This window comes from Mesorhizobium sp. B2-8-5 (assembly GCF_006440675.2).
GTDB lineage: Bacteria > Pseudomonadota > Alphaproteobacteria > Rhizobiales > Rhizobiaceae > Mesorhizobium.
The window spans coordinates 391,173-412,059 of sequence record NZ_CP083951.1 but is presented as its reverse complement, the minus strand read 5'-3'; the positions used below and the strand labels follow the sequence as shown (position 1 = coordinate 412,059).

Genomic DNA, 20,887 nt, shown 5'->3' with positions numbered 1-20,887 from the left:
ACAGCTTCGCCGCTGCCTCCTTCCGGGCAACTGTCGTGGGACAACGGTCCGCCTTCGGCTGCTCCTGATGTTGGACGATGACAATCAGTAAGCCAGAACCGTCAACCGGTTCTTCAGGGTGCGCCATTTGCCCACATTCCCGTTCTCCGACGCGGATCCAATCCAACACCCTGGCCCACCGCCGAAGGCTTCGGAGGTGGTGATCGTCGGTGGCGGTGTTATCGGCGTAACGACGGCCCTTTTCCTCGCGGCCCGGAACATTCCGGTGACGCTGCTGGAAAAAGGCCGCGTCGCGGCTGAACAGTCCTCGCGAAACTGGGGGTGGATCAGAAAGCAGGGACGAGACGCGGATGAACTGCCGATCGTCATCGAGGCTTCCCGCCTGTGGCGGCAACTGGCCGAGGAATGCGGCGAAGACATCGGGTTGAATCAGACAGGCGTGACCTACCTGGCGAATGCCGACAAGGACATGGCCAAGTTCGAAGAATTCATGAGGATCGCCGCGATCCATGAGCTCGACACGCGCCTTCTGGACGCCGACGAAACCGCAAAACTCATCAGCGGCATGTCGCGCAGGTTCAAGGGCGCGATGACGACGCCCTCCGATATGCGCGCGGAACCTTGGTTGGCGGTGCCGGCGTTAGCGCGGCTTGCCGTTCGAAAAGGCGCCAGGATCGTCGAGAATTGCGCGGCGCGAGGTCTCGACATCGCGGCCGGCAGGGTCAAAGGCGTGTGGACCGAGGCGGGATATATCGGGACCTCCACCGTGTTGGTCGCGGGCGGCGCCTGGTCATCCCTCTTCTTGCGAAGACACGGCGTGGCCATCCCCCAGCTCAACGTCAGGGTGACCACAGCTGCCACAGAACCCATGCCTGAGGTCTATTCAGGTGCGGCGGCCGACGACCACATCGCTTTCCGGCGCAGGCAGGATGGCGGATATACGCTCGCCGCAGGCGGCAGCCACTTGCTTTACCTGGGGCCTGACGCATTCCGGCACGCCACCCAATATCTTCCCGCTCTCAGGGACAATCCGTTCGGAACGCGCTATTTCCCGTTCGCTCCATCGGGCTACCCCGATGGCTGGTCGACCCCGCGCGATTGGGCGCCGGATTCCGCAAGCCCTTTCGAAAGAATGCGCGTGCTCAACCCAGCCCCTGAGCCGGCAAAGCTTCGCTCGATCGAGCGCAATTTCAAACGCCTGTTTCCACAGTTCGATAAAGTTCGCTTGAAGGTCGGCTGGGGCGGCATGATCGACGCAATGCCCGACGTCGTCCCCGTCGTGGATCAGGTCCAGGCGATCGGCGGTCTTTTCGTCGCGACCGGAATGAGCGGCCACGGGTTCGGCATCGGGCCTGGCATAGGCCGCGTCGTCTCCGACATGATCCAGGGAAATGAAACCGGCCACGACCTCAGCCGTTTTCGGCTGTCGCGTTTCTACGATGGAAGCCCCGTCCGGCTAGGTCCGGCTCTTTGAACCGGTCGCGCGCAGTCGGCAACAGTCGGTCGACTGCCCAGATTCACTGCTTCGCCGCCTCAGCCGCTTTCGTATCGATCAGCCCATAGCCAAAATCATTGTCCCGCCCCTTGGGCCCGAGATCCTTGGCCGTTGCCGCCAGCGCCTTCTCGATCTCGTCGGCCGAACGGTCGGGCGCGGCGTGGATCAAATTGGCGATGGCGCCGGACACGATCGCGGCGGCGAAGGAGGTGCCGGTCACCACGTCGGAGCCGGCGCCGCTCGGCGCCACCATCTCGACGCCTGGCGCCGAGATGAACACATAGGCGCCGCGATTGGCCTGCGGCATCAGCCCATCCTTGGCGTCGGTGGCGGTGACGGCGATGACGCCGTCGAAGGCGGCCGGATAGCCATAGGGCGCCTTCGGCCCGTTGTTGCCGGCGGCCGCGACCAGCACGATGCCGAGCGCCCGGGCGTTACGGCAGGCGGTGCCGAGCAGGTCGTTCTTCGGCCCGACGAAGCTCATATTGATGATGCGCGCGTCCTGTTCGGCGGCCCAGTCCAGCGCCGACAGGATGACATCCATGGTCGACTTGCCGCCTTCGAAGGCGCGCGCGTGATAGATCCTGGCGCCCGGCGCCATGCCTTCCAGCGGGCCGACGCCGGCGATCAGCCCGTCGACCGAGGTGCCGTGGTCGCGCTTCTCGATCGGCACGTTGGGCATGGCGTCGTATTGCTCGGCGATGACGCCGGCGAGCGCCGGATTGGTGTCGTCGATGCCGGTGTCGATGACGGCGACGCGCACATTCTCGCCGCTCGCCTGTTTTGAATCGAGCGCGATGCGGTCGAAGGCGTAATTCACGACGCCGGCCGCCTGCTGCAGCGTGTAGATGTGGTTCGGTTCGCGGCGCTGCGTGCGCCCGTCCGCGGCAAGCTGCGCCAGCACCACGCCGACGGGCCGCCCGTCGGTGATGCCGAAGCGCACCAAAGTGGTGCCGAGCAGCCGCGACTGGCGCTGCGAGCGCGCCTGCAGGCCGAAGGAATTGGCGATCTGCTGCACCACGCCGGCATCGCCATCGACGGTCACCAGCACCTCGTTGGGCACGAATTCGCCGGCAATCGCACGCGGCGGCTCCGCCAGATTGAGGCCCTGAGGCACCGCGACGGGTCCGTTCGGCGTCGGCGCCGGCGGCGGCGTGTTGCCGGAACCGTTCGACGACGATGTTCCATTGGACGGCGCGGGCGTTTGCGGAGCCGCGCCGGCGGGCGTGTTCGGGAACAGGTCGACGATCAGCGCCGGCAGGAACACCGCGCCGCCTGTGGCGCCGCCAGCTCCCGGTTTCTCGCCATTATTCGCGGTGCCGCCGTTCTTGTCGCACCCGACGCCCGCCGCTGTCGTGCGGTTCAGGCAGTCGACCTGGGTCTGCGAAAGATTCGGATCGTTGGTCTGCGCAAACGCAGGAGCGGCGGCAAAGGCCGCCGCCGCGAGGAGTGCCGCATGCAGAATGACCGCCTTAGCCGCCATCGACCGGTTTCCTTCCCTGGATCACGGTATCGGCGAAAGGCTGGGCCGCAATAAGGCCGACGAGCTTGTCGTAATCGGCCGCACTGCTCGCCGGAATGGTCAGGTGAAAGACGCCGTCGGCGGTCGGCCCGCCGGCGATCTTCAACCCGTTCTGGCCGAGGAAGGCGGCGATATCGGCCATCTTGGCATCCGGCTTGAACTTGACCAGCGCAAAAGGCAGCTTGGCGAGATCGTCCTGAGCGCCGGCCACTTCGAAATCGCTGCCCTTGCCGCCCGGCTGTTCGAACGATTGCACGATGACCAGCGCAAGCAGCGCCGCGGTCGCGGCCCAGGCGATGCCGGCAGGCATTGCCGTCACCCGGCCGAAAACCTTGGCGAGCCACGATTGGCCGGCCGGCGCGCGCGCCGGGCCGGCCTCGGCGTCGAGCGCCTTGGCGAACCGGCTGAGCGCGTCGGCGGGCGGCCGGATCGCCTCGTTGGCGGCGGCGGCACCGGAGAACTCGGCCTCCGCTTCGCCAAGCGCATTCATTGCCGCCGGATCGGTGGCCAGCCATTCCTCGACGGCCTCCAGCTCGGCGCCTTCCAGCGAGCCGTTCAGGTAGAACGGCAGCAGCGTTTCCATCTCGTCGCGGCGCGACATCTTTTCTGCGGCGCTCATGGCCAACCCCTGTCGTAACCGGCGGCCTTGAGGGCTTCGCCGAGTTTCTTGCGGGCGTAGAACATCCTGGTCTTGACGGTGGCGACCGGGATGTCGAGCACCTCGCCGATCTCGGTCACCGACTGGCCATGGTAATAGGCAAGGTCGATCACCGTGCGGTGTTCTTCCGGCAAGGCATCGATGAAGCGGCGCAAGGCGGCGGCTTTGTCTTCCTTCATGGTCACGACTTCCGGCGTGTCGGCGCCGTCGGGAACTTGCGCCGCGTCGTCGTCGTCGATCCAGTCTTCCTTCTTCTTGCGCAGCATGGACAGCCCCTTGAAGCGGGCGATGCCGAGCAGCCATGTGGAAACTTCAGAGCGCCCCTCGAAGCCGGGCGCCTGTTTCCACAGCTCCAGAAAGACCTCGTTCGCGATATCGTCGGCCATCATTTCCGATCCCGTCTGGCGCGCCACGAAGCGGTAGATCCGCGCGTGGTGACGCATGAACAGGAGCCGGACGGCGGCCCGGTCGCCCTTCGCGACCCGGTCAACAAGCGCGCGATCGGTTTCCGTCGCCGCGTTCATGGCCGGTCGAGCCGCCTGGCTCCTCGAAGCTCTGTCGCTGATCGGTCCAAAAAGGTTCATCCTCCGCCAAGGAATTTTCGGAGGCTAACCGAAGAGAGGGGAGGTTGCCAGAGGGGGTGCTTCTCCTACTCCTTCCCGGCGATAGGCCGAGACGCCTACTGCTTCGTCATCCTAGGGCGAAGCAAGGAGCGAAGCGACGCGGCGCAGACCCTGGGATCCATTCCGTGACGTCAAGGCATTGATCCCGTTGCAGAACTTTCTCAGTTGCACCCGTCGCGCGAGATCATGGAATGGATCCTCGGGTCTGCGCGTCCGCTTCGCTCTCGCTCCGCCCGTGGATGACGAAGTTGCTTGGCCTTCGCCGATCTCCAACGTTGCAACGGGAGAAGGGGGAACTAAACCAAGAACACCTTCGCCTTCATCGTCTCGGGTATCGCCACCCCAAGCCGGCTCAGCACCGTCGGCGCGAGCTGCAGCTGATCGAGCAGCGTGTCGGCTTGCGGCCCCTTCGCCGGGCCGAAATAATAGAGCGCGAAATCCTGCATCTCGTCGTCATGGCCGCCATGATGGCCGCGGTCCGTCTGGCCATGGTCGGCCGTCACGATCACTTCATAGCCGGCTGCGCGCCATTGCGGCAGGAAGGCTGCCAGCATCGCGTCCATCGCGTAGCAGGCATGGTCCATCTCGTGACAGTCATGGCCGAAGCGATGGCCCATCGAGTCCAGCGTGCAGGTGTGGAGGATGCCGTAATCGATGCCGTGGCGCTTCGCCAGCATGGTCAGCGTCGCGAACAGGTCGACGTCGCTCGGCGTCATCTGGTTCTTGAGATTGTAGCCGGTCATGGTGTGGAAGCGGCCATGCGTGATCGGCCCATCGGGCTCGTCGAATTCCATGTCCTCGACCAGGTCGAACGGGTACGAGCGGAAGAATTCCGACCAGTAGGAATGGGTCACGGCGCCCGTCCTGCCGCCGGCCTTGCTGACTTCCGAGAAGATATCCGGCTGCGTGACGCGAAAGCGGTTCTCGTTGGAAAGGATGCCGTGCACCTGCGGCGTGACCCCGGTGTGGATCGAGGCGTAGCAGCAGGCCGAGGTCGACGGCAGCACCGAACGCATCTTCCAGACCTGCGCTTCGCCGGACTGCGCCCAGCCCTCGAGGTTGCCCATCAGCCGGCGCCAGTTCCGGTAGGGCACGCCGTCGAGGATGATGAGCAGCAGTTTGGATTTGAGCGCCACGGCGGTTCCCATGATCATGCATCGAAAACAGAAGCGCCGCGTGTCGCGCGGACACGCGGCGCTCTTTTGGATAGCCCGATATCAGGCGTTCAGCCAGCACTCGTTGAGCGCATAGCCGTCCATCATCTCGCCATTCGGGTTCTTCACCCAGCCGCTGACCTTCTTGGTGTTGGCGGCGTCGACGAACTGGTTGAAGAACGGCACGATCAGGCCGCCTTCGTCGCGCATCAGCATAGCCATGTCGCGATAGATCGCCTTGCGCTTGGCCTGGTCCAGCTCGGCGCGGGCCGTGTAGAGCATCTTGTCGAATTCAGGCCGCTTGAAGCGCGTGTCGTTCCAGTCGGCGGTCGACAGATAGCCGGTGGAATACATCTGGCCCTGCGTCGGCCGGCCGCCCCAGTAGGAGAGCGAGAACGGCTGCTTGTTCCACACTTCCGACCAGTAACCGTCGCCCGGCTCGCGCTTGATCTCTATCTTGATGCCGGCCTTGGCGCAGCTCTGCTGGTAGAGCTGGGCGGCGTCCACAGCCCCGGGGAAAGCGACGTCCGAGGTGCGCAGCAGGACCGAGCCGCTATGGCCCGACTTCTTGTAGGCCGCGGCCGCCTTTTCGGGATCGAACTTGCGCTGCTCGATGTCGGAGGAAAACAGCGGATAGGCCTCGTTGATCGGGAAGTCATTGCCGACCGAGCCATAGCCGCGCAGGATCTTGTCCAGCATCTCCTCGCGGTCCATCGCCAGCTTCAACGCCATCCTGAGGTCACTGTTGTCGAAGGGCGCGGTGTCGCAGAACATGTTGAACGGGTAGTAGCCGCGCCCGGCGACGTTCTCGATGCTGACGCCCGGCATGCGCTTCACCAGGTCGACGACCTTGGGCTCGACCCGATTGATGAGATGCACCTGGCCGCCCTGCAGCGCCGCAAGCCGGGCCGTCGGATCGTTGATGACGACGATCTCGATCTGGTCGGCATGGCCGGCCTTGTCGCCGCGCCAGTAATTGGCGAAGCGCTCGCCGCCATGCTTCACGCCGGGCTGGTTGACGCTGACCTTGTACGGGCCGGCGCTGATACCGGCATTCGGGTTGTCCTTGCCGCCATTCGGCTGGATGACCAGATGGTAGTCGGCCATCAGATAGGGGAAGTCGGCATCGGCGTCGCCGAGCGTCACCACCACGTCCTTGCCATCGGCCTTGATGGTCTTGATGTTCTTCAGAACGCCGAGCGCGCCGGATTTCGACTTCTCGTCGGCATGGCGCTCGAGCGTCGCGACAACGTCTTCCGCCGTTACCGTCTTGCCGTTGTGGAACTCGATGCCGTCGCGGATCTTCATTGTCCAGGTCTTGGCGTCGGCCGAGGCGCCGATCTCCTCGGCAATCAGGTTCTCGACGCCGCCCTCGGGCGTCAGCCGCACGAGGAATTCGCCCCACTGCTTGCAAAAATTGTAGGTCACCTGGCTGAGGTTCAGCGCCGGATCGAGGCTGTTGGTCGATTCGCCGCCCTGCAGGCCGGCCTTGATGATACCGCCCTTCACCGGCGTCGCGGCAAAAGCCTTGCCAGCCAGCGTCGCAGCCAGCGCCGCCGAGGCGCCGAGCGCCGCCGCGCGGCCGAGAAAATCGCGCCGCGAGATCCTGCCCTTGCCGGCGAGTGCGGCGAGATGGTCGAGTTCGGTCTGCATGTCCTGCCCCCTTTTTGAGATTGGTTTGCTGCGGGCTCTACCCGCCCGCGGCCGATCTTTCCTGCTGCGCATTGCAGCCGCATGACAGCTTCTGGTCCGGGCTGACTTTCGTGGGCTAATTTCCGGCGCTCGCCATGCGCCGGCCCTTGATCGCCTTCTCCAGCCAGCCGATCTCCATTTCCGGCACGGAGGAGAGCAGCAGGTCCGTATAGGCGTCGAAGGGCGGCGTCAGCACCTTGCTCCTGGAGCCGTAGCGCACGACCTCGCCGCGATACATCACCGCGATCGAATCGGCGATCGACTTCACCGTCGCCAGGTCATGGGTGATGAACAAATAGGCGACCTTTTCGTGCTGCTGCAGGTTCAGAAGCAGCTTCAGGATGCCGTTGGCGACCAGCGGATCGAGCGCCGATGTCACCTCGTCGCAGATGATCAGCTTCGGCTTGGCGGCGAGCGAGCGGGCGATGCAGACGCGCTGCTTCTGGCCGCCGGACAGCTCGGCCGGATAGCGGTCGACGAAACCCTTGCCCATCTCGATCTCGTCGAGCAGTTCGGCGACGCGCTTGTCGCGCTCGCGTCCCTTCATACCGAAATAGAACTCCAGCGGCCGGCCGATGATGGTGCCGACCGTCTGGCGCGGGTTCATCGCCACGTCGGCCATCTGGTAGATCATCTGCAATTGACGCAGATCCTCCTTCGGCCGGTCGGAAAGCCGGTTGGCCAGCGGGCGCCCATCGAAGGTCACCGTGCCTTGCTCGGGCGGCAAAAGCCCGGTGATGGCGCGCGCCAGCGTCGACTTGCCGGAGCCGCTTTCGCCGACGACGGCCAGCGTCTGTCCCGGATAGATGTCGACCGAGACGTTCTTCAGGACCTTCACATGGCCGCCGCCATAGGCGGCGGTGACATTCTTCACCGACAGGAACGGCGTTGCGCCGGGCTGCTGTTCCTGGTGCTCGATCTCATGCACCGAAACCAGCGCGTTGGTATATTCCTGGCGCGGCTCCTTGATGATCTGCTGCGTGCCGCCCCACTCCACCAGCCGGCCGTGGCGCAGCACCATGATCTCGTCCGAGACCTGGGCGACGACGGCAAGGTCGTGGGTGATGTAGAGCGCCGCCACATGGGTGTCGCGGATGGCGTCCTTGATCGCCGCAAGCACGTCGATCTGGGTCGTCACGTCGAGCGCCGTGGTCGGCTCGTCGAAGACGATGAGGTCGGGCTCCGAGCAGAGCGCCATCGCTGTCATCACGCGCTGCAATTGGCCGCCGGAGACCTGGTGCGGGTAGCGCTCGCCGATCGTTTCAGGGTTGGGCAGGCTAAGCTTCTTGAACAGCGCAATGGCCCGCTTCTCGGCCTCGGCGCGGTTCGCGGTACCATGCAGCAGGGTCGCCTCGACCACCTGGTCGATCAGCTTGTGCGCCGGATTGAACGCCGCCGCCGCCGACTGCGCGACATAGCACACCTCGCGTCCGCGCAGCGCTCGCACGCCCCTTGGTCCGGCCTTCATGATGTCGCGGCCGTTGAGGATCACCTCGCCGCCGGTGATGCGCACGCCGCCGCGGCCATAGGCCATGGACGACAGGCCGATGGTCGATTTGCCGGCGCCGGATTCGCCGATCAGGCCGAGCACCTTGCCCTTTTCGAGCGTCAGCGAGACATCGTGGACCAGCGTGATGGTCTTCGGCGTCTCGCCCGGCGGATAGACGGTCGCCTCGATGCGCAGGTTGCGGATGTCGAGGAGCTTGCCCGAGCTTGCCTGCCCGGACTTCGCCTGCCCGGACTTTGCTTGCCCAGACTTTGCTTGGTTGCCAGCCATCAGCCACGTCCTCCCTTCAGGCTCGTCGTGCGGTTGAGCACCCAGTCGGCGACGAGGTTGACCGAGATCGCCAGCACCGCGATCGCCGCGGCCGGGATCAGCGCCGCCGGAATGCCGAACACGATGCCGTCCTTGTTTTCCTTGACCATGCCGCCCCAGTCCGAATCCGGCGGCTGCACGCCAAGCCCGAGGAAGGACAGCGCCGACAGGAAGAGCACGGCGAAGATGAAGCGCACGCCAAGCTCCGCCACCAGCGGCGACAGCGCATTGGGCAGGATCTCACGGAAGATGATCCAGGCCTTGCCTTCGCCGCGCAGCTTGGCCGCCTCGACGAAGTCCATGACGTTGATGTCGACGGCGACCGCGCGCGACAGGCGATAGACGCGGGTGGAGTCCAGAATGCCCATGACCAGGATCAGCGTCAGCGTGGTCGTCGGCAACACCGATAGCACGACGAGGCCGAAGATCAGCGTCGGGATCGACATCAATAGGTCGACGAAGCGTGACAGCAGCGTGTCGAACCAGCCGCCGAAGACAGCCGCCGTGAAGCCGAGGATCGAGCCCAGCGAGAAGGACAGCGCAGTCGCCGCCACCGCGATCTCCATGGTGATGCGCGCGCCGTAGATCATGCGCGAGATAAGGTCGCGGCCGAGATTGTCGGTGCCCAGCCAATGGGCGGCCGACATCGGCTCCCAGACGTCGCCGACGATCTCGCCATTGCCGTGCGGCGCGACCCAGGGCGCGAAGATGGCGCAGAACGCAAAGAAGCCGGTCAGGATAAGCCCGACCCAGGCGGTGAACGGGATTTGTCGTAGCGCCATTCGCCTCAGTTCCCCCTTTGGTCGTCTCGCATCCGGTCCGTCATTTCGGATGCCCCCGTCATTTCGGATGCCTAAGCCGCGGATTGGCCACGATGGCGGCGATATCGGCGACGATATTGAGCGTGATGTAGACCGCGGCGAAGATCAGGCCGACCGCCTGCACCACCGGCACGTCGCGCTTGGCGACATGGTCGACCAGATACTGTCCCATGCCCGGATAGACGAAGATCACCTCCACCACCACGACGCCGACAATAAGATAGGCGAGGTTGAGCATGACGACGTTGACGACCGGCGCTATCGCGTTCGGGAAAGCATGCTTGCGGATGATGTCGAAGGCCTTCAGTCCCTTCAATTCTGCCGTCTCGATATAGGCCGACTGCATGACGTTGAGGATCGCCGCGCGCGTCATGCGCATCATATGGGCGAGCACCACCAGTGTCAGCGCGGTCGCGGGCAGCACGACGGCCTGCAACCTTTCGAGGAAGGGAGTTGAGTCATCCACCGTCGAGATGCTGGGGAAGATCTGCCATTTCACGGCGAAGAAATAGATCAGCACATAGCCGATGAAGAATTCCGGGAAGGAGGTCGAGGCCAGCGCCAGCCCGGAGATCAGCTTGTCGACGAAGCCGTTGCGGTAGCGCACCGCGATCAGACCGAGGACGATCGCCAGCGGCACGGCGACGATCGCGGCGCAAGCCGCCAGGAACAGTGTGTTCTTCAGCCGGGTGCTGATCGAGGTCGCGATGTCCAGTCCGCTCGACTGCGCCGTGCCGAAGTCGCCATGCAGGATGCCCCAGAGCCAGTGCACGTAGCGCAGCCACGCCGGATCGTTGAGCCCGAGCTGTTCGCGCAGGTTCGCCAGCGCCTCCGGCGTCGCCGACTGGCCGAGGATCGCCTGGGCGACGTCGCCCGGCAGAATCTGCGTGCCGGCGAAGATAAGCACCGAAACGGCCAAAAGAAGAACCAGGCCCAGCAAGATGCGCTGAGCGACCAATCTCAGGATCGGAGACGACATCGGCTACCTGCAACGGTGAAGAAGGGACGACGCCCGCCTTTCGGGCGGGTCATGAAAACGGGGAAGGGCCGGCCTGCGCCAGCCCTTCCCTTATCCTTCATCAGGCCTGCAGCCAGCACTCGATCAGGGCATGGCCGTTGCTGAGTTCCTGCGCCGGGTTGTCGACCCAGCCTTCGACGCCCTTGCCGGTCGCGTCGACGAACTGGTTGAAGAACGGCACGATCAGGCCGCCTTCGTCGCGCATGACCTCGCCCATGTCGCGGTAGATCTTCTTGCGCTTGGCTTCGTCGAGCTCGCCGCGCGCCGCAAGCACCATCTTGTCGAAGTCCAGGCGCTTCCAGCGGGTGTCGTTCCAGTCGGCGGTCGACAGATAGGCGGTCGAATACATCTGGTCCTGGGTCGGACGGCCGCCCCAGTAGGAGAGCGAGAAGGGCTGCTTGTTCCAGACTTCGGTCCAGTAACCGTCGCCCGGCTCGCGCTTGATCTCGATCTTGATGCCGGCCTTGGCCGCGCTCTGCTGATAAAGCTGGGCGGCGTCCACGGCACCCGGGAAGGCGACGTCGGAGGTGCGCAGCAGGATCGAGCCGCTATGGCCCGACTTCTTGTAAGCCGCGGCCGCCTTTTCCGGATCGAACTTGCGCTGCTCGAAATCGCCTGCGAACAGCGGGTAGGCCTTGTTGACCGGCATGTCGTTGCCAACCTCGCCGTAGCCGCGCAGGATTTTGGTCAGCATCTCCTCGCGGTCCATGGCGAGCTTCAGCGCCATCCTGAGATCGTTGTTGTCGAAGGGCGCGGTGTCGCAGAACATGTTGAAGGGATAGAAGCCGCGGCCCGAGGCGGCGCGGATGGTGACGCCGGGCAGCCGCTTGACCAGGTCGACGATCTTCGGCTCGACGCGGTTGATCATGTTGACCTGGCCGCCCTGGAGCGCGGCCATGCGCGCCGTCGGATCGTTGACGACGACGATCTCGACCTGATCGGCATGGCCGTATTTGTCGGGCTGCCAGTAGTGGTCGAAACGCGCGGCGGTGTGCTTCACGCCGGGCTGGTTGCCGGTGATCTTGTACGGCCCGGTGCCGATGCCAGCGTCCGGCTTGTCCATGCCGCCATTCGGCTGGATGATCAGGTGATAGTCCGCCATCAGGTAAGGCATGTCGGCATTCGGGTCCTTCAGCGTGACCACGACATTGCCGCCATCGACCTTGATGGTGTCGATGCTCTTCAGGACGCCGAGCGCGCCGGATTTTGACTTCTCGTCGCTGTGGCGCTTCAGCGTCGCCACCACGTCGTCCGGCGTTACTTCCTTGCCGTTGTGGAACTGGACGCCCTTGCGGATCTTCATCGTCCAGGTCTTGGCGTCGTCCGAAGAGCCGATTTCTTCGGCGATCAGGTATTCGACGCCGCCGCCCGGCGCGAGCTCGACCAGCGTTTCGCCCCAGCATTTGCCGAAGGCGAACGGAACCTGGCTAAGGAAGGTCGCCGGATCGAGACTGTTGGTGGATTCACCGCCCTGCAGGCCGGCCTTCAACGTGCCGCCTTTGACCGGACCGGCCGCACGAACGGCCTTGGAGAGCAGCGAGTTTGCAACGGTGGCGGCGACGCCGAGCGCCGCGGCGCGACCGAGAAAATCGCGACGGCTAAGTTTTCCGGCCGCGACTCGCCGGCTGAGATAGTCGAGTTCGTTAGACATTACGGTTCCTCACTCTGGATATCCGACCTTAGGGTCGTTTCTTGCTATTGGAGGAGATAATGACCGTAAGGGAAAGCGGCAGGCAAGACCGAATGCGACATACCGTGGCGTAAATCGCACGTCGCATTTGGCCCAATCTGCCCTGGCTCAAACCAGGGCGCGGGGAATCGCCTGCTCGAAGCCGCGCTCGAAGACCAGTTTTTCACCCTCATAGGCTTCGATTCTCGCGCTGACGATGAAGTTTGCGGCGTCCGATCGCATCTCGGCAAAAGTTTCGGTCCGCACCGACCATTCATTGCGCGACAATGTCTGCGTCCAATGCGTGGCTCCGGTGGCCGACAGCGGGTCATCGGGATGGATCGTCCATGTCTCGCGCACGATGCTGCCATTGACCAGCCCATGGTCGAGGTCGCGCACCTCGCCGAAATCGTCGGTTATGGAAAGCGTGACAAGATCGGTCTTCTCGTCGCGGCCGACATGGCGTTCGGAATTCGCCGGCCAGATCGTCTCGGTCGCCCAGGGTGTCGCGCCTTCCGGCTCTGGAAACGAAACCTCATTGCCTTTCGCCAGCGGGCGCAACGGCAGCTTCAGCGTCGCCTTCGCGAGATCGAGCCGCACCGACTCCGGCGAGGGCCAGATCATCGGCCAATAGGCGGTCGAAACGGCGATGCGCAATTTGTGGCCGGCCGGCACCCGGTAGGCGCATTGGTCGAGCACGACGCGCGCCGAAACCATCTCGCCGGGAATTAGCGCTTGCGGAAATTCATGCGAGTTTCGGTGCGTGAGATTGAGCACACCATAGGAGATCAGCTCCGAGGCCCCATCGGGATGCACGTCGCAGAGGCGCACCGCGATGTTGGCCTGGGGTCGATCGGAAGCAACCCGGACCTCGAGCTCCGGCGCCCCGACGATGTCGATCGCCTCGCCGAGTTCAGGCTGGTCGAAACAAACCGAAAGCGCGTCATCGGGACGCTGGTCGCCCGACAATTCCGGTCCGAAGGTGAAGGGAAAATACTCGCCGCCGGCAAGCCCGCAGGTCTGCGGCGACGCGACAATCGACGGCTTTGCGCCCGCGGAAATGAGTTCGATCGCCTCGACCTTGATGTTTGAGGACGGCCATTCCTGTTCCGCGACCCAGCGGCCCGGCCGCTCGGGATGCCAGCGCGCCGGCCGCACACTGTCCATGACATAGGCGCGATAGTCCGGATCGGCCTCGACGCCGGTCTCCGCGCCCTTCAGCCAGTGGTCCCACCAGCGCAACGCCTCCTGCAGGAAGCCGATGGCCGGATTGGGCCCGGCGTAATGCGGGTATTTGTGGATCCAGGGGCCGACGATGCCTTTGACCGGCGATTGGATGCCGGAGACGAGATTGGAGATGGTGTTGCGGTAGCCGTCATGCCAGCCACCGATCGACAGCACGGCCGCTTTCACCGCTGAAAAATCCTCGCAGATCGAGCCGCGCTTCCAATAGGCGTCGCGATGCTGGTGGCTGAGCCAGAGCGGCAGGAGAAAAGACTGGTTCTCCAGCCGGCTGAGCCACAGGTCGCGCCAGCGATTGCCGCCGGCGATCGCCGGGTCCGGCGGCCGCGACGAATAGGACAGCATCGTCGAGGCCCAGCCGAAATTTTCCAAGAGCAGGCAGCCGCCCTTGTAATGGATGTCGTCGGCATAGCGGTCGACGGTCGAGCACAGGCTGATCACCGCCTTCAGCGCCGGCGGCTGTTTCGCAGCCACCTGCAGGCAGTTGAAGCCGCCCCAGGAAATGCCCATCATGCCGACATTGCCGTTGCACCAGGGCTGCGCCGCCGCCCAGGCGATGACGTCGCAGGCATCCTGCAGTTCCTGCTCGGAATATTCGTCGTCCATCAGCCCTTCGGAATCGCCATTGCCGCGCATATCGACGCGGATCGAGGCGTAGCCGTGGCCGGCGAAATAGGGATGGGTGAGCTGGTCGCGAAAAATGGTGCCGTCGCGCTTGCGGTAGGGCAGGTGCTCGAGGATCGCCGGCACCGGATTGTCCGTCGCGTCCTCGGGCATCCAGACGCGCGCCGACAGCCGGCAGCCGTCCGGCATGACGATGCCCATATCGGGAAATTCGACGACCTTGCGGGGAAATTCGGTGACGGTTTTCATGGGCGCATAACGCCCCGCTGCGCTGCGACTTTCAATCGCCATTCGCGACTGGAGCAGCGAAATATGCGACCTGGGTCGTTAGCGAACGCACCCTCCGATCATCCAGCTTATTCTTGTATCTCTCGATTAATTTGTGTATTACGTTTATTCACGTGGCCTGACGCAGACACACTGGATGATCTCGCCTGAAAATCGTTTGGGATGAGCCAAAACGGGTGACGAACCTCGCAAACCGGGGTCTCGACTTCTCCGATCTCGATATCGAGTTTTTTGCCACGTCAATCGTCCTCCCGGCCAAGGCCGGTCGGCTGAAGGCGATTGGAGAATTTGGAGAGATCATTCTCGCCGTGATCTTCAAGCCGCTTGGTTACGAAGCGATCTCGGTGATCTCGATGCGTCATGCCAGCCGAAAGGAAAGGTCCGTGTATGAGCAACACTAAGTCACACATTCGGCGGCTTACCGATGCCGAGGAAGCCGAAATTCAAAGACAGATTGCTGCTGATCCCGAGGACGGGGAGGCGACCGACGCACAGCTGACACAAGCCAAGCCTTTCGCGGAAGTGCTCCCGGAGCTTTTCGAGAGCATAAGGCGTTCCCGTGGCCGACCGACCCTGGAGAAACCAAAGCAAGTCGTCTCCATCCGCCTGGACCAGGATGTCGTCAGAAAATTCAAGGCGACCGGCAAGGGCTGGCAGGCAAGGATAAATGAAGTGCTGAAAAACGCGAAGGTAAGGTAGGCTATACGCGTCAGTTCAGCGGAATGTCGTTCTCGGCCTTGCTGGCCTGATAGGCGCCCGACAGCTCCTCATAACGCGTCGAAATCCCGCCGATGCGCGCTTCCAGACGGTTGCGTTCGGCCTCCGGCAACGCCCGCACCAGCCTGCGGATCGAGAAGCTTTTCCAGTACGCGTTCTCGGCATTGTAGCCGCCGGGGTCGAGGGTGAAGACCTCTTTCAGGATCTTGAGGTCGTGCGGGATTGCAAAACTGTCGCGTGAATCCTCATGGCTGAACAGGTAGTAGAAATTGTCGAAGCCGGTCCAGGTGATCGCCGACAGGCAGAGCGAGCAGGGCTCGTGGGTGGCTATGAATAGCGCGTCCTTGGTGTCGACGCGCTCGGCCTTTGGCATTTCGTAGAAGCGCTTCAGGCAATGCACCTCGCCATGCCAGAGCGGGTTTTCGATCTCGTTATTGGTCTCGGCCAGCACCAGCGAGCGGTCGTCCTTCCGCAGGATCGCGGCGCCGAACAGCTTGTTGCCATGGGCGACGCCTTCGGCGGTCTTGGGCACGATGTCGTGCTCGATCACGTCGAGCAGGCGGTCGATCAGCGAAATGTCGGTCATGGAAGTCGCGAGCTTTCAGGAGAGGTGGATCTCGTATGGATGCGAGAAATAAAATTCTTCAAGATTGGAGCCGTCGCCGCCGCGGTCGACGATGAGGAAATCCTGTTCTTCGCCGATCGGCGTCAGCACGCTGTGCCAGAGGTCGCGGCGGTAATTGATGCCCTGTCCCGGACCGGCGAGAAAGGCATGCGGCTCGCCCGGCCCATCCTCGCTGTCGAGGCAGACGACCACCAGGAACGGGCGTGGCGACAGCGGGATGAAGGCTTGGCTGCCGAACGGATGGCGCTCGACCATGGTGAGCTTCAGCGGCATTTCGTAAGGCGTACCGCGCACCATCGAAATCAGCACGCGCGCATTCGGTCCGGCCGCCTCCGCGGTGGCGAGGTCGTGATAGCGCATCGCCTTGCCGGCATTGATCGGGTAGCGGTTGTCGCCGCCCATGTCGATGACGTCGCCGAAGGGCGCGAAGTTCTCGCGGGTCAGCGGTCGGGCGACGATGCGGCTCACCGCGCCTTGCCCCCAAGATAGCCGCCAAGCCTGGCATGACGGTTGACGTCCTTGTACAGCAGATAACGGAAATTACCGGGGCCGCCGGCATAGCAGGCCTGCGGACAAAAGGCGCGCAGCCACATGAAGTCGCCGGCTTCGACCTCGACCCAGTCCCGGTTGAGGCGGTAGACCGCCTTGCCTTCGAGCACATAGAGCCCGTGCTCCATGACATGCGTCTCGGCGAAGGGGATGACCGCGCCCGGCTTCAGCGTCACAATGGTGACGTGCATGTCGTGGCGCATGTCGGCCGGGTCGACGAAGCGGGTCGTTGCCCAGCGCCCCTCCGTGCCCGGCATCGGGCTCGGCGCCACATCCTGGTCGCTCGAGAAGAAGGCTTCCGGCGCGTCGAGGCCGTCGACAGCCTCATAGGTCTTGCGGATCCAGTGGAAGCGGGCAGCAGTGCCGCTTTCATTGCGCACCGTCCAGCCACTGGATGGCGGCAGGAAGGCGAAGCCACCGGGAGCAAGCACGTGTTCTTTGCCGGCAAGCGATACGCTGAGCTCGCCCTCGACCACGAACAGCACGCCCTCGGCGGCGGCATCGAGTTCCGGCCGCCCGCTGCCGCCGCCGGGCAGAACCTCGACGATGTATTGCGAAAAGGTCTCGGCGAAGCCCGACAGCGGCCTTGCGATGATCCAGGCCCTCGTCTCGTCCCAGAACGGCAGCGGGCTGGTGACGATGTCCTGCATCACGCCCTTGGGGATGACAGCATAGGCTTCAGTGAAGACGGCGCGGCCGGTCAAGAGCTCGTTCTGGCCGGGATGGCCGCCATGCGGGGCGTAATAGGTTCGCTCGGCAGTCTTGATCATATCCATGGGGTCCTGGCCCTCAAAACATTACAATGGAAGCATGTCTTTCAGCCGAAGCAGGGCGATGCGTTCGACCTGTCTGCAGGCGGTTTCGAACTCGGTGCCGCGGCTGTTGCCGATCCGCGCCTCGAACTCCGCCAGGATTTCGTCCTTGCTCTTGCCCTTGACCGCGATGATGAAGGGGAAGCCGAAGGTGGTGACGTAGGCGGCGTTGAGTTTCGAGAACAGCTCGCGCTCCTTGTCGGTCAGCGCATCGAGCCCGGCTGAGGCCTGCTCCTTGGCCGATTCCGGCGTCAGGCGCCTGGCCTTGGCCAGCTTGCCGGCGAGGTCCGGGTGGGCGTTCAGCACGGAAAGTCGTTCGGCTTCGCTCGCCGCGCGGAAGACGCGGCAGAGCGCGTTGTGCAGGCCGCCGGCGCTGTCATGCGCCGGGCCGAGCTCCAATTCGTAGGCGCGCTCCGCGATCCAGGGCGAATGCTCGAACACGCCGCCGAAGGCATGCACGAATTCCTCGAATTCCATCCGCGACGGACGCAGCGCCGGCGCCTCGTAGGGGTGCGTTTCGCGCCAGTGTTTGGCGATGTCGATGCGCCGCGTCAGCCATACCTTGTCGTGCGACTTCACATAATCGACGAAGCGCTTCAATGCCGCCACCCGCCCGGGACGGCCGACCAGCCGGCAGTGCAGGCCGATATTCATCATGCGCGGCCGGCCTGCCTTGCCCTCGGCATAGAGCGTGTCGAAACTGTCCTTCAGATAGGCGAAGAACTGGTCGCCTGAGTTGAAGCCCTGCGGCGTCGCAAAACGCATGTCGTTGGCGTCGAGCGTGTAGGGGATGATGAGCTGCGGTTTCTCCAGCCCGTCGCGGTCGAACCAATAGGGCAGTTCGTCGTCATAGGTGTCGGAGACATAGTCGAAGCCGCCTTCCTCGGCGACGAGCCGCACCGTGTTGACCGAGGTCCGGCCGGTGTACCAGCCGGTCGGGCGCGCGCCGGTGACCTCGTAATGCAGCTTGATCGCCTCTTCGAGATCGCGCCGCTCGTCCTCGGCCGCATGGTCGCGATAGTCGATCCATTTCAGCCCGTGCGAAGCGATCTCCCAACCAGCCTCCTGCATGGCGGCCACTTGGTCGGGCGAGCGCGCCAACGCCGTGGCGACGCCGTAGCAGGTCACCGGCACCTGCGCTTCGGTGAACAGCCGGTAGAGCCGCCAGAAGCCGGCCCGCGCCCCGTATTCATAGATCGATTCCATGTTCCAGTGGCGCTGGCCGATCCAGGGAGCCGCCCCAACGATCTCCGAAAGGAAGGCCTCCGAAGCCTTGTCGCCGTGGAGCACGCAGTTCTCGCCGCCTTCTTCATAGTTGACGACGAACTGCACCGCGACATGCGCGCCGGCGGGCCATTTCGGGTCCGGCGGATTGGCCCCATAACCGCGCATGTCCCGATCGTAACGCATTGCCACTCCTGCCCGATGGTTGAGATGAAGATATCGAAAGGAGTGCGCACGCATTCCCCCGAAAATTTTTGAAAGTGCTTTTTGCCGCACTCCGCTCGACCGGGGCTTATGCATCGCCTTTAATTGGCGCACAATCGACCTGAAACGTACCGGGATGGGAGGCGGCCAGTGGCAGAAACGTCGAAAGCCGATGGCGGGCGTCTGACGACCCATGTGCTTGACACCGCAACCGGCCGGCCGGCAAAAGGACTGTCGATCGAGCTTTTCCGCATCGAAGGCCAGAGCCGCGCGCGTCTCAAGACCGTGACCACCAATGACGACGGCCGCTGCGACGCGCCGCTGCTGGCCGACGCCGATTTCCGCACCGGCGAATATGAGCTGGTCTTCGCCGCCGGCGATTATCTGCGCGGCCAGGGTATCGACCTGCCCCAACCCGCCTTTCTCGATATCGTGCCGATCCGCTTCGGTATGGCGGAGCAGCGGCATTATCATGTCCCGCTCTTGATTTCGCCCTATGGCTACTCGACCTATCGGGGGAGCTGAGACATGGCTGAGACCCGCAATCAAATACGCTTCATCCTGAACGGCAGCGACGTGGCTCTGAAGGACGTCGCGCCCGATGCGACGCTGCTCGACTGGCTGCGGCTCAACCGCTCGCTGCGCGGCACCAAGGAAGGTTGCGCCGAGGGCGACTGCGGCGCCTGCACGGTGCTGGTCGGCAAGCTGTCGGCCGAAGGTCTCGTCTACGAAAGCGTGAATGCCTGCATCCGCTTCATGGGGTCGCTCGACGGCACGCATGTCGTGACTGTGGAACACCTGCGCGGCAACGGTGAGAAATTGCATCCGGTGCAGCAGGCGATGGTCGATTTCCACGGCTCGCAATGCGGCTTCTGCACGCCGGGCTTCATCATGTCGCTCTATGGGCTCTGGATGAAGACCCCCGATCCGTCCAACGCCGCGATCGAAAAGGCGCTGCAGGGCAATCTCTGCCGCTGCACCGGCTACGAGGCCATCATGCGCGCCGCGCACGCCATTTCGAGCTACGGCAAGGCGTCGAAGGACCCGCTGGCGGTGGAGCGCAAGGACATCACCGCGCGGCTGAAGGTGTTGCGTGATGGCGCCAGGGTCGAGATCGGGTCGGGCAAGGCGCGATTGATCGTGCCGGCCAGCGTCGACGATTTCGCCGCTTTGCTCGAAAGCGAACCGGGCGCCACCATCGTCGCCGGTTCGACCGATGTCGGCCTGTGGGTCACCAAGCAGATGCGCGACATCTCGCCGGCGATCTTCATCGGTGGCCTCGACGGCTTGCGTACGACGTCGGAGAAGGATGGCGTCATCACCATCGGCGCCGGCGTCACCTACACCGAAGCCTTCGAGACGCTGTCGAAGCGTATCCCGGCATTGGGACCGCTCGTCGACCGCATCGGCGGCGCGCAGGTGCGCAACATGGGCACGATCGGCGGCAACATCGCCAACGGCTCGCCGATCGGCGACACGCCGCCGCCCTTGATCGCTCTCGGCGCGCAGCTGACGCTCCGCAAGGGCAAGGCGCGTCGCACGATACCGCTCGAAACCTTCTTCATCGCCTATGGCAAGCAGGACCGCCAACCCGGCGAATTCGTCGAATCCGTGCATGTGCCCGTGCCGGCAAAAGGAACGAAGTTTGCCGTCTACAAGGTCACCAAGCGCCGGGACGAGGACATCACGGCGACGCTCGGCGCATTCTACCTGACTTTGGCCAAGGATAGCACGGTGGCCGACATCCGCATCGCCTATGGCGGCATGGCGGCGACGCCGAAGCGCGCCACTGCGGTCGAGAAGGCGCTGATCGGCAAGGCCTGGAATGAAGCGACGGTGGAGGCCGCGATGGCTGAGTACGCCAAGGATTTTTCGCCGCTCACCGACATGCGGGCGACCGCCGAATACCGAGCGCTGGCAGCGAAGAACCTTTTGCTACGGTTTTATATCGAGACGACCGGAACGAAGGCGCCGTTCCAGGTCTCGCGCGACGAGGCGGCCTGATGCGTCCGCAATCCAACATATCGAGGCAAAGCGCCGGGCGGTCGCGAGTAGCGTCCTTCTCCCCGTTCACGGGGAGAAGATGCCGGCAGGCAGATGAGAGGCAGCGCCATCGTCGATCGTCTCGCGCGAA

General features: G+C 64.0%; 19 protein-coding genes. 5 read left to right on the top strand and 14 right to left on the bottom strand.

Annotated elements, in window-relative coordinates:
- The first annotated feature begins 127 nt into the window (after positions 1-127).
- Positions 128-1,474 carry an NAD(P)/FAD-dependent oxidoreductase gene (locus FJ430_RS01925; RefSeq protein WP_140702211.1) on the top strand — a complete coding sequence of 449 codons (1,347 nt, stop codon included), beginning with the start codon at positions 128-130 and terminating at the stop codon, positions 1,472-1,474.
- Between the two features lie 43 nt (positions 1,475-1,517).
- Here FJ430_RS01925 and FJ430_RS01920 read toward each other — a convergent pair whose 3' ends face one another.
- From FJ430_RS01920 to FJ430_RS01875, 10 genes are all read right to left on the bottom strand, one after another.
- Positions 1,518-2,978, bottom strand: a complete 1,461-nt coding sequence (locus tag FJ430_RS01920) for a S8 family serine peptidase (RefSeq protein WP_140702213.1) — start codon at positions 2,976-2,978, stop codon at positions 1,518-1,520.
- Positions 2,968-3,636 carry an anti-sigma factor gene (locus FJ430_RS01915; RefSeq protein WP_140702215.1) on the bottom strand — a complete coding sequence of 223 codons (669 nt, stop codon included), beginning with the start codon at positions 3,634-3,636 and terminating at the stop codon, positions 2,968-2,970. The genes FJ430_RS01920 and FJ430_RS01915 overlap by 11 nt, the downstream gene beginning before the upstream one ends.
- Positions 3,633-4,199, bottom strand: coding sequence for a sigma-70 family RNA polymerase sigma factor (locus FJ430_RS01910; RefSeq protein WP_140702217.1), 567 nt, complete (start codon positions 4,197-4,199; stop codon positions 3,633-3,635). Before FJ430_RS01910 ends, FJ430_RS01915 begins: the two co-directional genes overlap by 4 nt.
- A 395-nt stretch (positions 4,200-4,594) precedes the next feature.
- The gene (locus FJ430_RS01905; protein WP_140702219.1) at positions 4,595-5,434 is read right to left on the bottom strand and encodes an alkaline phosphatase family protein; all 840 of its coding nucleotides are present in this window, start codon (positions 5,432-5,434) and stop codon (positions 4,595-4,597) included.
- An 81-nt stretch (positions 5,435-5,515) separates the two neighbouring features.
- On the bottom strand, positions 5,516-7,105 hold the full coding sequence (locus FJ430_RS01900; protein ID WP_140702221.1) for an ABC transporter substrate-binding protein: 1,590 nt from the start codon (positions 7,103-7,105) through the stop codon (positions 5,516-5,518).
- A 115-nt stretch (positions 7,106-7,220) separates the two neighbouring features.
- Positions 7,221-8,921 (bottom strand): ABC transporter ATP-binding protein, encoded by a 1,701-nt coding sequence (locus FJ430_RS01895; RefSeq protein WP_140702223.1) that lies wholly within the window; start codon positions 8,919-8,921, stop codon positions 7,221-7,223.
- Complete coding sequence (locus FJ430_RS01890) at positions 8,921-9,742, bottom strand: ABC transporter permease (protein WP_140647142.1); 822 nt, start codon at positions 9,740-9,742, stop codon at positions 8,921-8,923. The genes FJ430_RS01895 and FJ430_RS01890 overlap by 1 nt, the downstream gene beginning before the upstream one ends.
- A gap of 58 nt (positions 9,743-9,800) precedes the next feature.
- On the bottom strand, positions 9,801-10,760 hold the full coding sequence (locus FJ430_RS01885; RefSeq protein ID WP_140702225.1) for an ABC transporter permease: 960 nt from the start codon (positions 10,758-10,760) through the stop codon (positions 9,801-9,803).
- Positions 10,761-10,860: 100 nt separating this feature from the next.
- The gene (locus FJ430_RS01880) at positions 10,861-12,450 is read right to left on the bottom strand and encodes an ABC transporter substrate-binding protein (RefSeq protein WP_140702227.1); all 1,590 of its coding nucleotides are present in this window, start codon (positions 12,448-12,450) and stop codon (positions 10,861-10,863) included.
- Positions 12,451-12,597: 147 nt separating this feature from the next.
- Positions 12,598-14,583: a CocE/NonD family hydrolase gene (locus FJ430_RS01875; RefSeq protein ID WP_140702229.1), complete on the bottom strand. Its 1,986-nt coding sequence runs from the start codon at positions 14,581-14,583 to the stop codon at positions 12,598-12,600.
- 185 nt (positions 14,584-14,768) lie between these two features.
- On the opposite strand from FJ430_RS01875, the gene FJ430_RS01870 reads away from it, so the two are divergent.
- The gene (locus tag FJ430_RS01870; protein WP_140702231.1) at positions 14,769-15,023 is read left to right on the top strand and encodes a BrnT family toxin; all 255 of its coding nucleotides are present in this window, start codon (positions 14,769-14,771) and stop codon (positions 15,021-15,023) included.
- The gene (locus tag FJ430_RS01865) at positions 15,010-15,321 is read left to right on the top strand and encodes a BrnA antitoxin family protein (RefSeq protein ID WP_140702233.1); all 312 of its coding nucleotides are present in this window, start codon (positions 15,010-15,012) and stop codon (positions 15,319-15,321) included. Before FJ430_RS01870 ends, FJ430_RS01865 begins: the two co-directional genes overlap by 14 nt.
- Before the next feature lie 10 nt (positions 15,322-15,331).
- Here the strand turns inward: FJ430_RS01865 and FJ430_RS01860 are convergent, their stop codons facing one another.
- Genes FJ430_RS01860 through puuE form a run of 4 tightly spaced genes read right to left on the bottom strand, consistent with a single transcriptional unit; the run spans position 15,332 to position 18,735 of the window.
- Positions 15,332-15,925 carry a nucleoside deaminase gene (locus FJ430_RS01860; protein WP_140702235.1) on the bottom strand — a complete coding sequence of 198 codons (594 nt, stop codon included), beginning with the start codon at positions 15,923-15,925 and terminating at the stop codon, positions 15,332-15,334.
- Between the two features lie 15 nt (positions 15,926-15,940).
- The gene (locus FJ430_RS01855) at positions 15,941-16,432 is read right to left on the bottom strand and encodes an ureidoglycolate lyase (RefSeq protein WP_140702237.1); all 492 of its coding nucleotides are present in this window, start codon (positions 16,430-16,432) and stop codon (positions 15,941-15,943) included.
- Complete coding sequence (locus tag FJ430_RS01850; RefSeq protein WP_140702239.1) at positions 16,429-17,289, bottom strand: bifunctional allantoicase/(S)-ureidoglycine aminohydrolase; 861 nt, start codon at positions 17,287-17,289, stop codon at positions 16,429-16,431. Before FJ430_RS01850 ends, FJ430_RS01855 begins: the two co-directional genes overlap by 4 nt.
- Before the next feature lie 21 nt (positions 17,290-17,310).
- Positions 17,311-18,735, bottom strand: coding sequence for an allantoinase PuuE (gene puuE / locus FJ430_RS01845; RefSeq protein ID WP_140702241.1), 1,425 nt, complete (start codon positions 18,733-18,735; stop codon positions 17,311-17,313).
- A 168-nt stretch (positions 18,736-18,903) separates the two neighbouring features.
- On the opposite strand from puuE, the gene uraH reads away from it, so the two are divergent.
- Together uraH and xdhA are read left to right on the top strand one after the other, a co-directional pair.
- The gene (uraH, locus tag FJ430_RS01840) at positions 18,904-19,278 is read left to right on the top strand and encodes a hydroxyisourate hydrolase (protein ID WP_140702243.1); all 375 of its coding nucleotides are present in this window, start codon (positions 18,904-18,906) and stop codon (positions 19,276-19,278) included.
- A gap of 3 nt (positions 19,279-19,281) precedes the next feature.
- Positions 19,282-20,757 carry a xanthine dehydrogenase small subunit gene (xdhA, locus tag FJ430_RS01835; protein ID WP_140702246.1) on the top strand — a complete coding sequence of 492 codons (1,476 nt, stop codon included), beginning with the start codon at positions 19,282-19,284 and terminating at the stop codon, positions 20,755-20,757.
- The last annotated feature ends 130 nt before the right edge of the window (positions 20,758-20,887 follow it).

Bases quoted from the DNA above. Each gene is read 5' to 3' on its own strand.
- FJ430_RS01890 (WP_140647142.1), bottom strand. From the start codon at position 9,742: ATGGCGCTACGACAAATCCCGTTCACCGCCTGGGTCGGGCTTATCCTG.
- FJ430_RS01885 (WP_140702225.1), bottom strand. From the start codon at position 10,760: ATGTCGTCTCCGATCCTGAGATTGGTCGCTCAGCGCATCTTGCTGGGC.
- FJ430_RS01850 (WP_140702239.1), bottom strand. From the start codon at position 17,289: ATGGATATGATCAAGACTGCCGAGCGAACCTATTACGCCCCGCATGGC.
- xdhA (WP_140702246.1), top strand. From the start codon at position 19,282: ATGGCTGAGACCCGCAATCAAATACGCTTCATCCTGAACGGCAGCGAC.
- FJ430_RS01860 (WP_140702235.1), bottom strand. From the start codon at position 15,925: ATGACCGACATTTCGCTGATCGACCGCCTGCTCGACGTGATCGAGCAC.
- FJ430_RS01920 (WP_140702213.1), bottom strand. From the start codon at position 2,978: ATGGCGGCTAAGGCGGTCATTCTGCATGCGGCACTCCTCGCGGCGGCG.
- FJ430_RS01865 (WP_140702233.1), top strand. From the start codon at position 15,010: ATGAGCAACACTAAGTCACACATTCGGCGGCTTACCGATGCCGAGGAA.
- FJ430_RS01900 (WP_140702221.1), bottom strand. From the start codon at position 7,105: ATGCAGACCGAACTCGACCATCTCGCCGCACTCGCCGGCAAGGGCAGG.
- FJ430_RS01875 (WP_140702229.1), bottom strand. From the start codon at position 14,583: ATGAAAACCGTCACCGAATTTCCCCGCAAGGTCGTCGAATTTCCCGAT.
- FJ430_RS01880 (WP_140702227.1), bottom strand. From the start codon at position 12,450: ATGTCTAACGAACTCGACTATCTCAGCCGGCGAGTCGCGGCCGGAAAA.
- FJ430_RS01915 (WP_140702215.1), bottom strand. From the start codon at position 3,636: ATGAGCGCCGCAGAAAAGATGTCGCGCCGCGACGAGATGGAAACGCTG.
- FJ430_RS01895 (WP_140702223.1), bottom strand. From the start codon at position 8,921: ATGGCTGGCAACCAAGCAAAGTCTGGGCAAGCAAAGTCCGGGCAGGCG.
- puuE (WP_140702241.1), bottom strand. From the start codon at position 18,735: ATGCGTTACGATCGGGACATGCGCGGTTATGGGGCCAATCCGCCGGAC.
- FJ430_RS01910 (WP_140702217.1), bottom strand. From the start codon at position 4,199: ATGAACGCGGCGACGGAAACCGATCGCGCGCTTGTTGACCGGGTCGCG.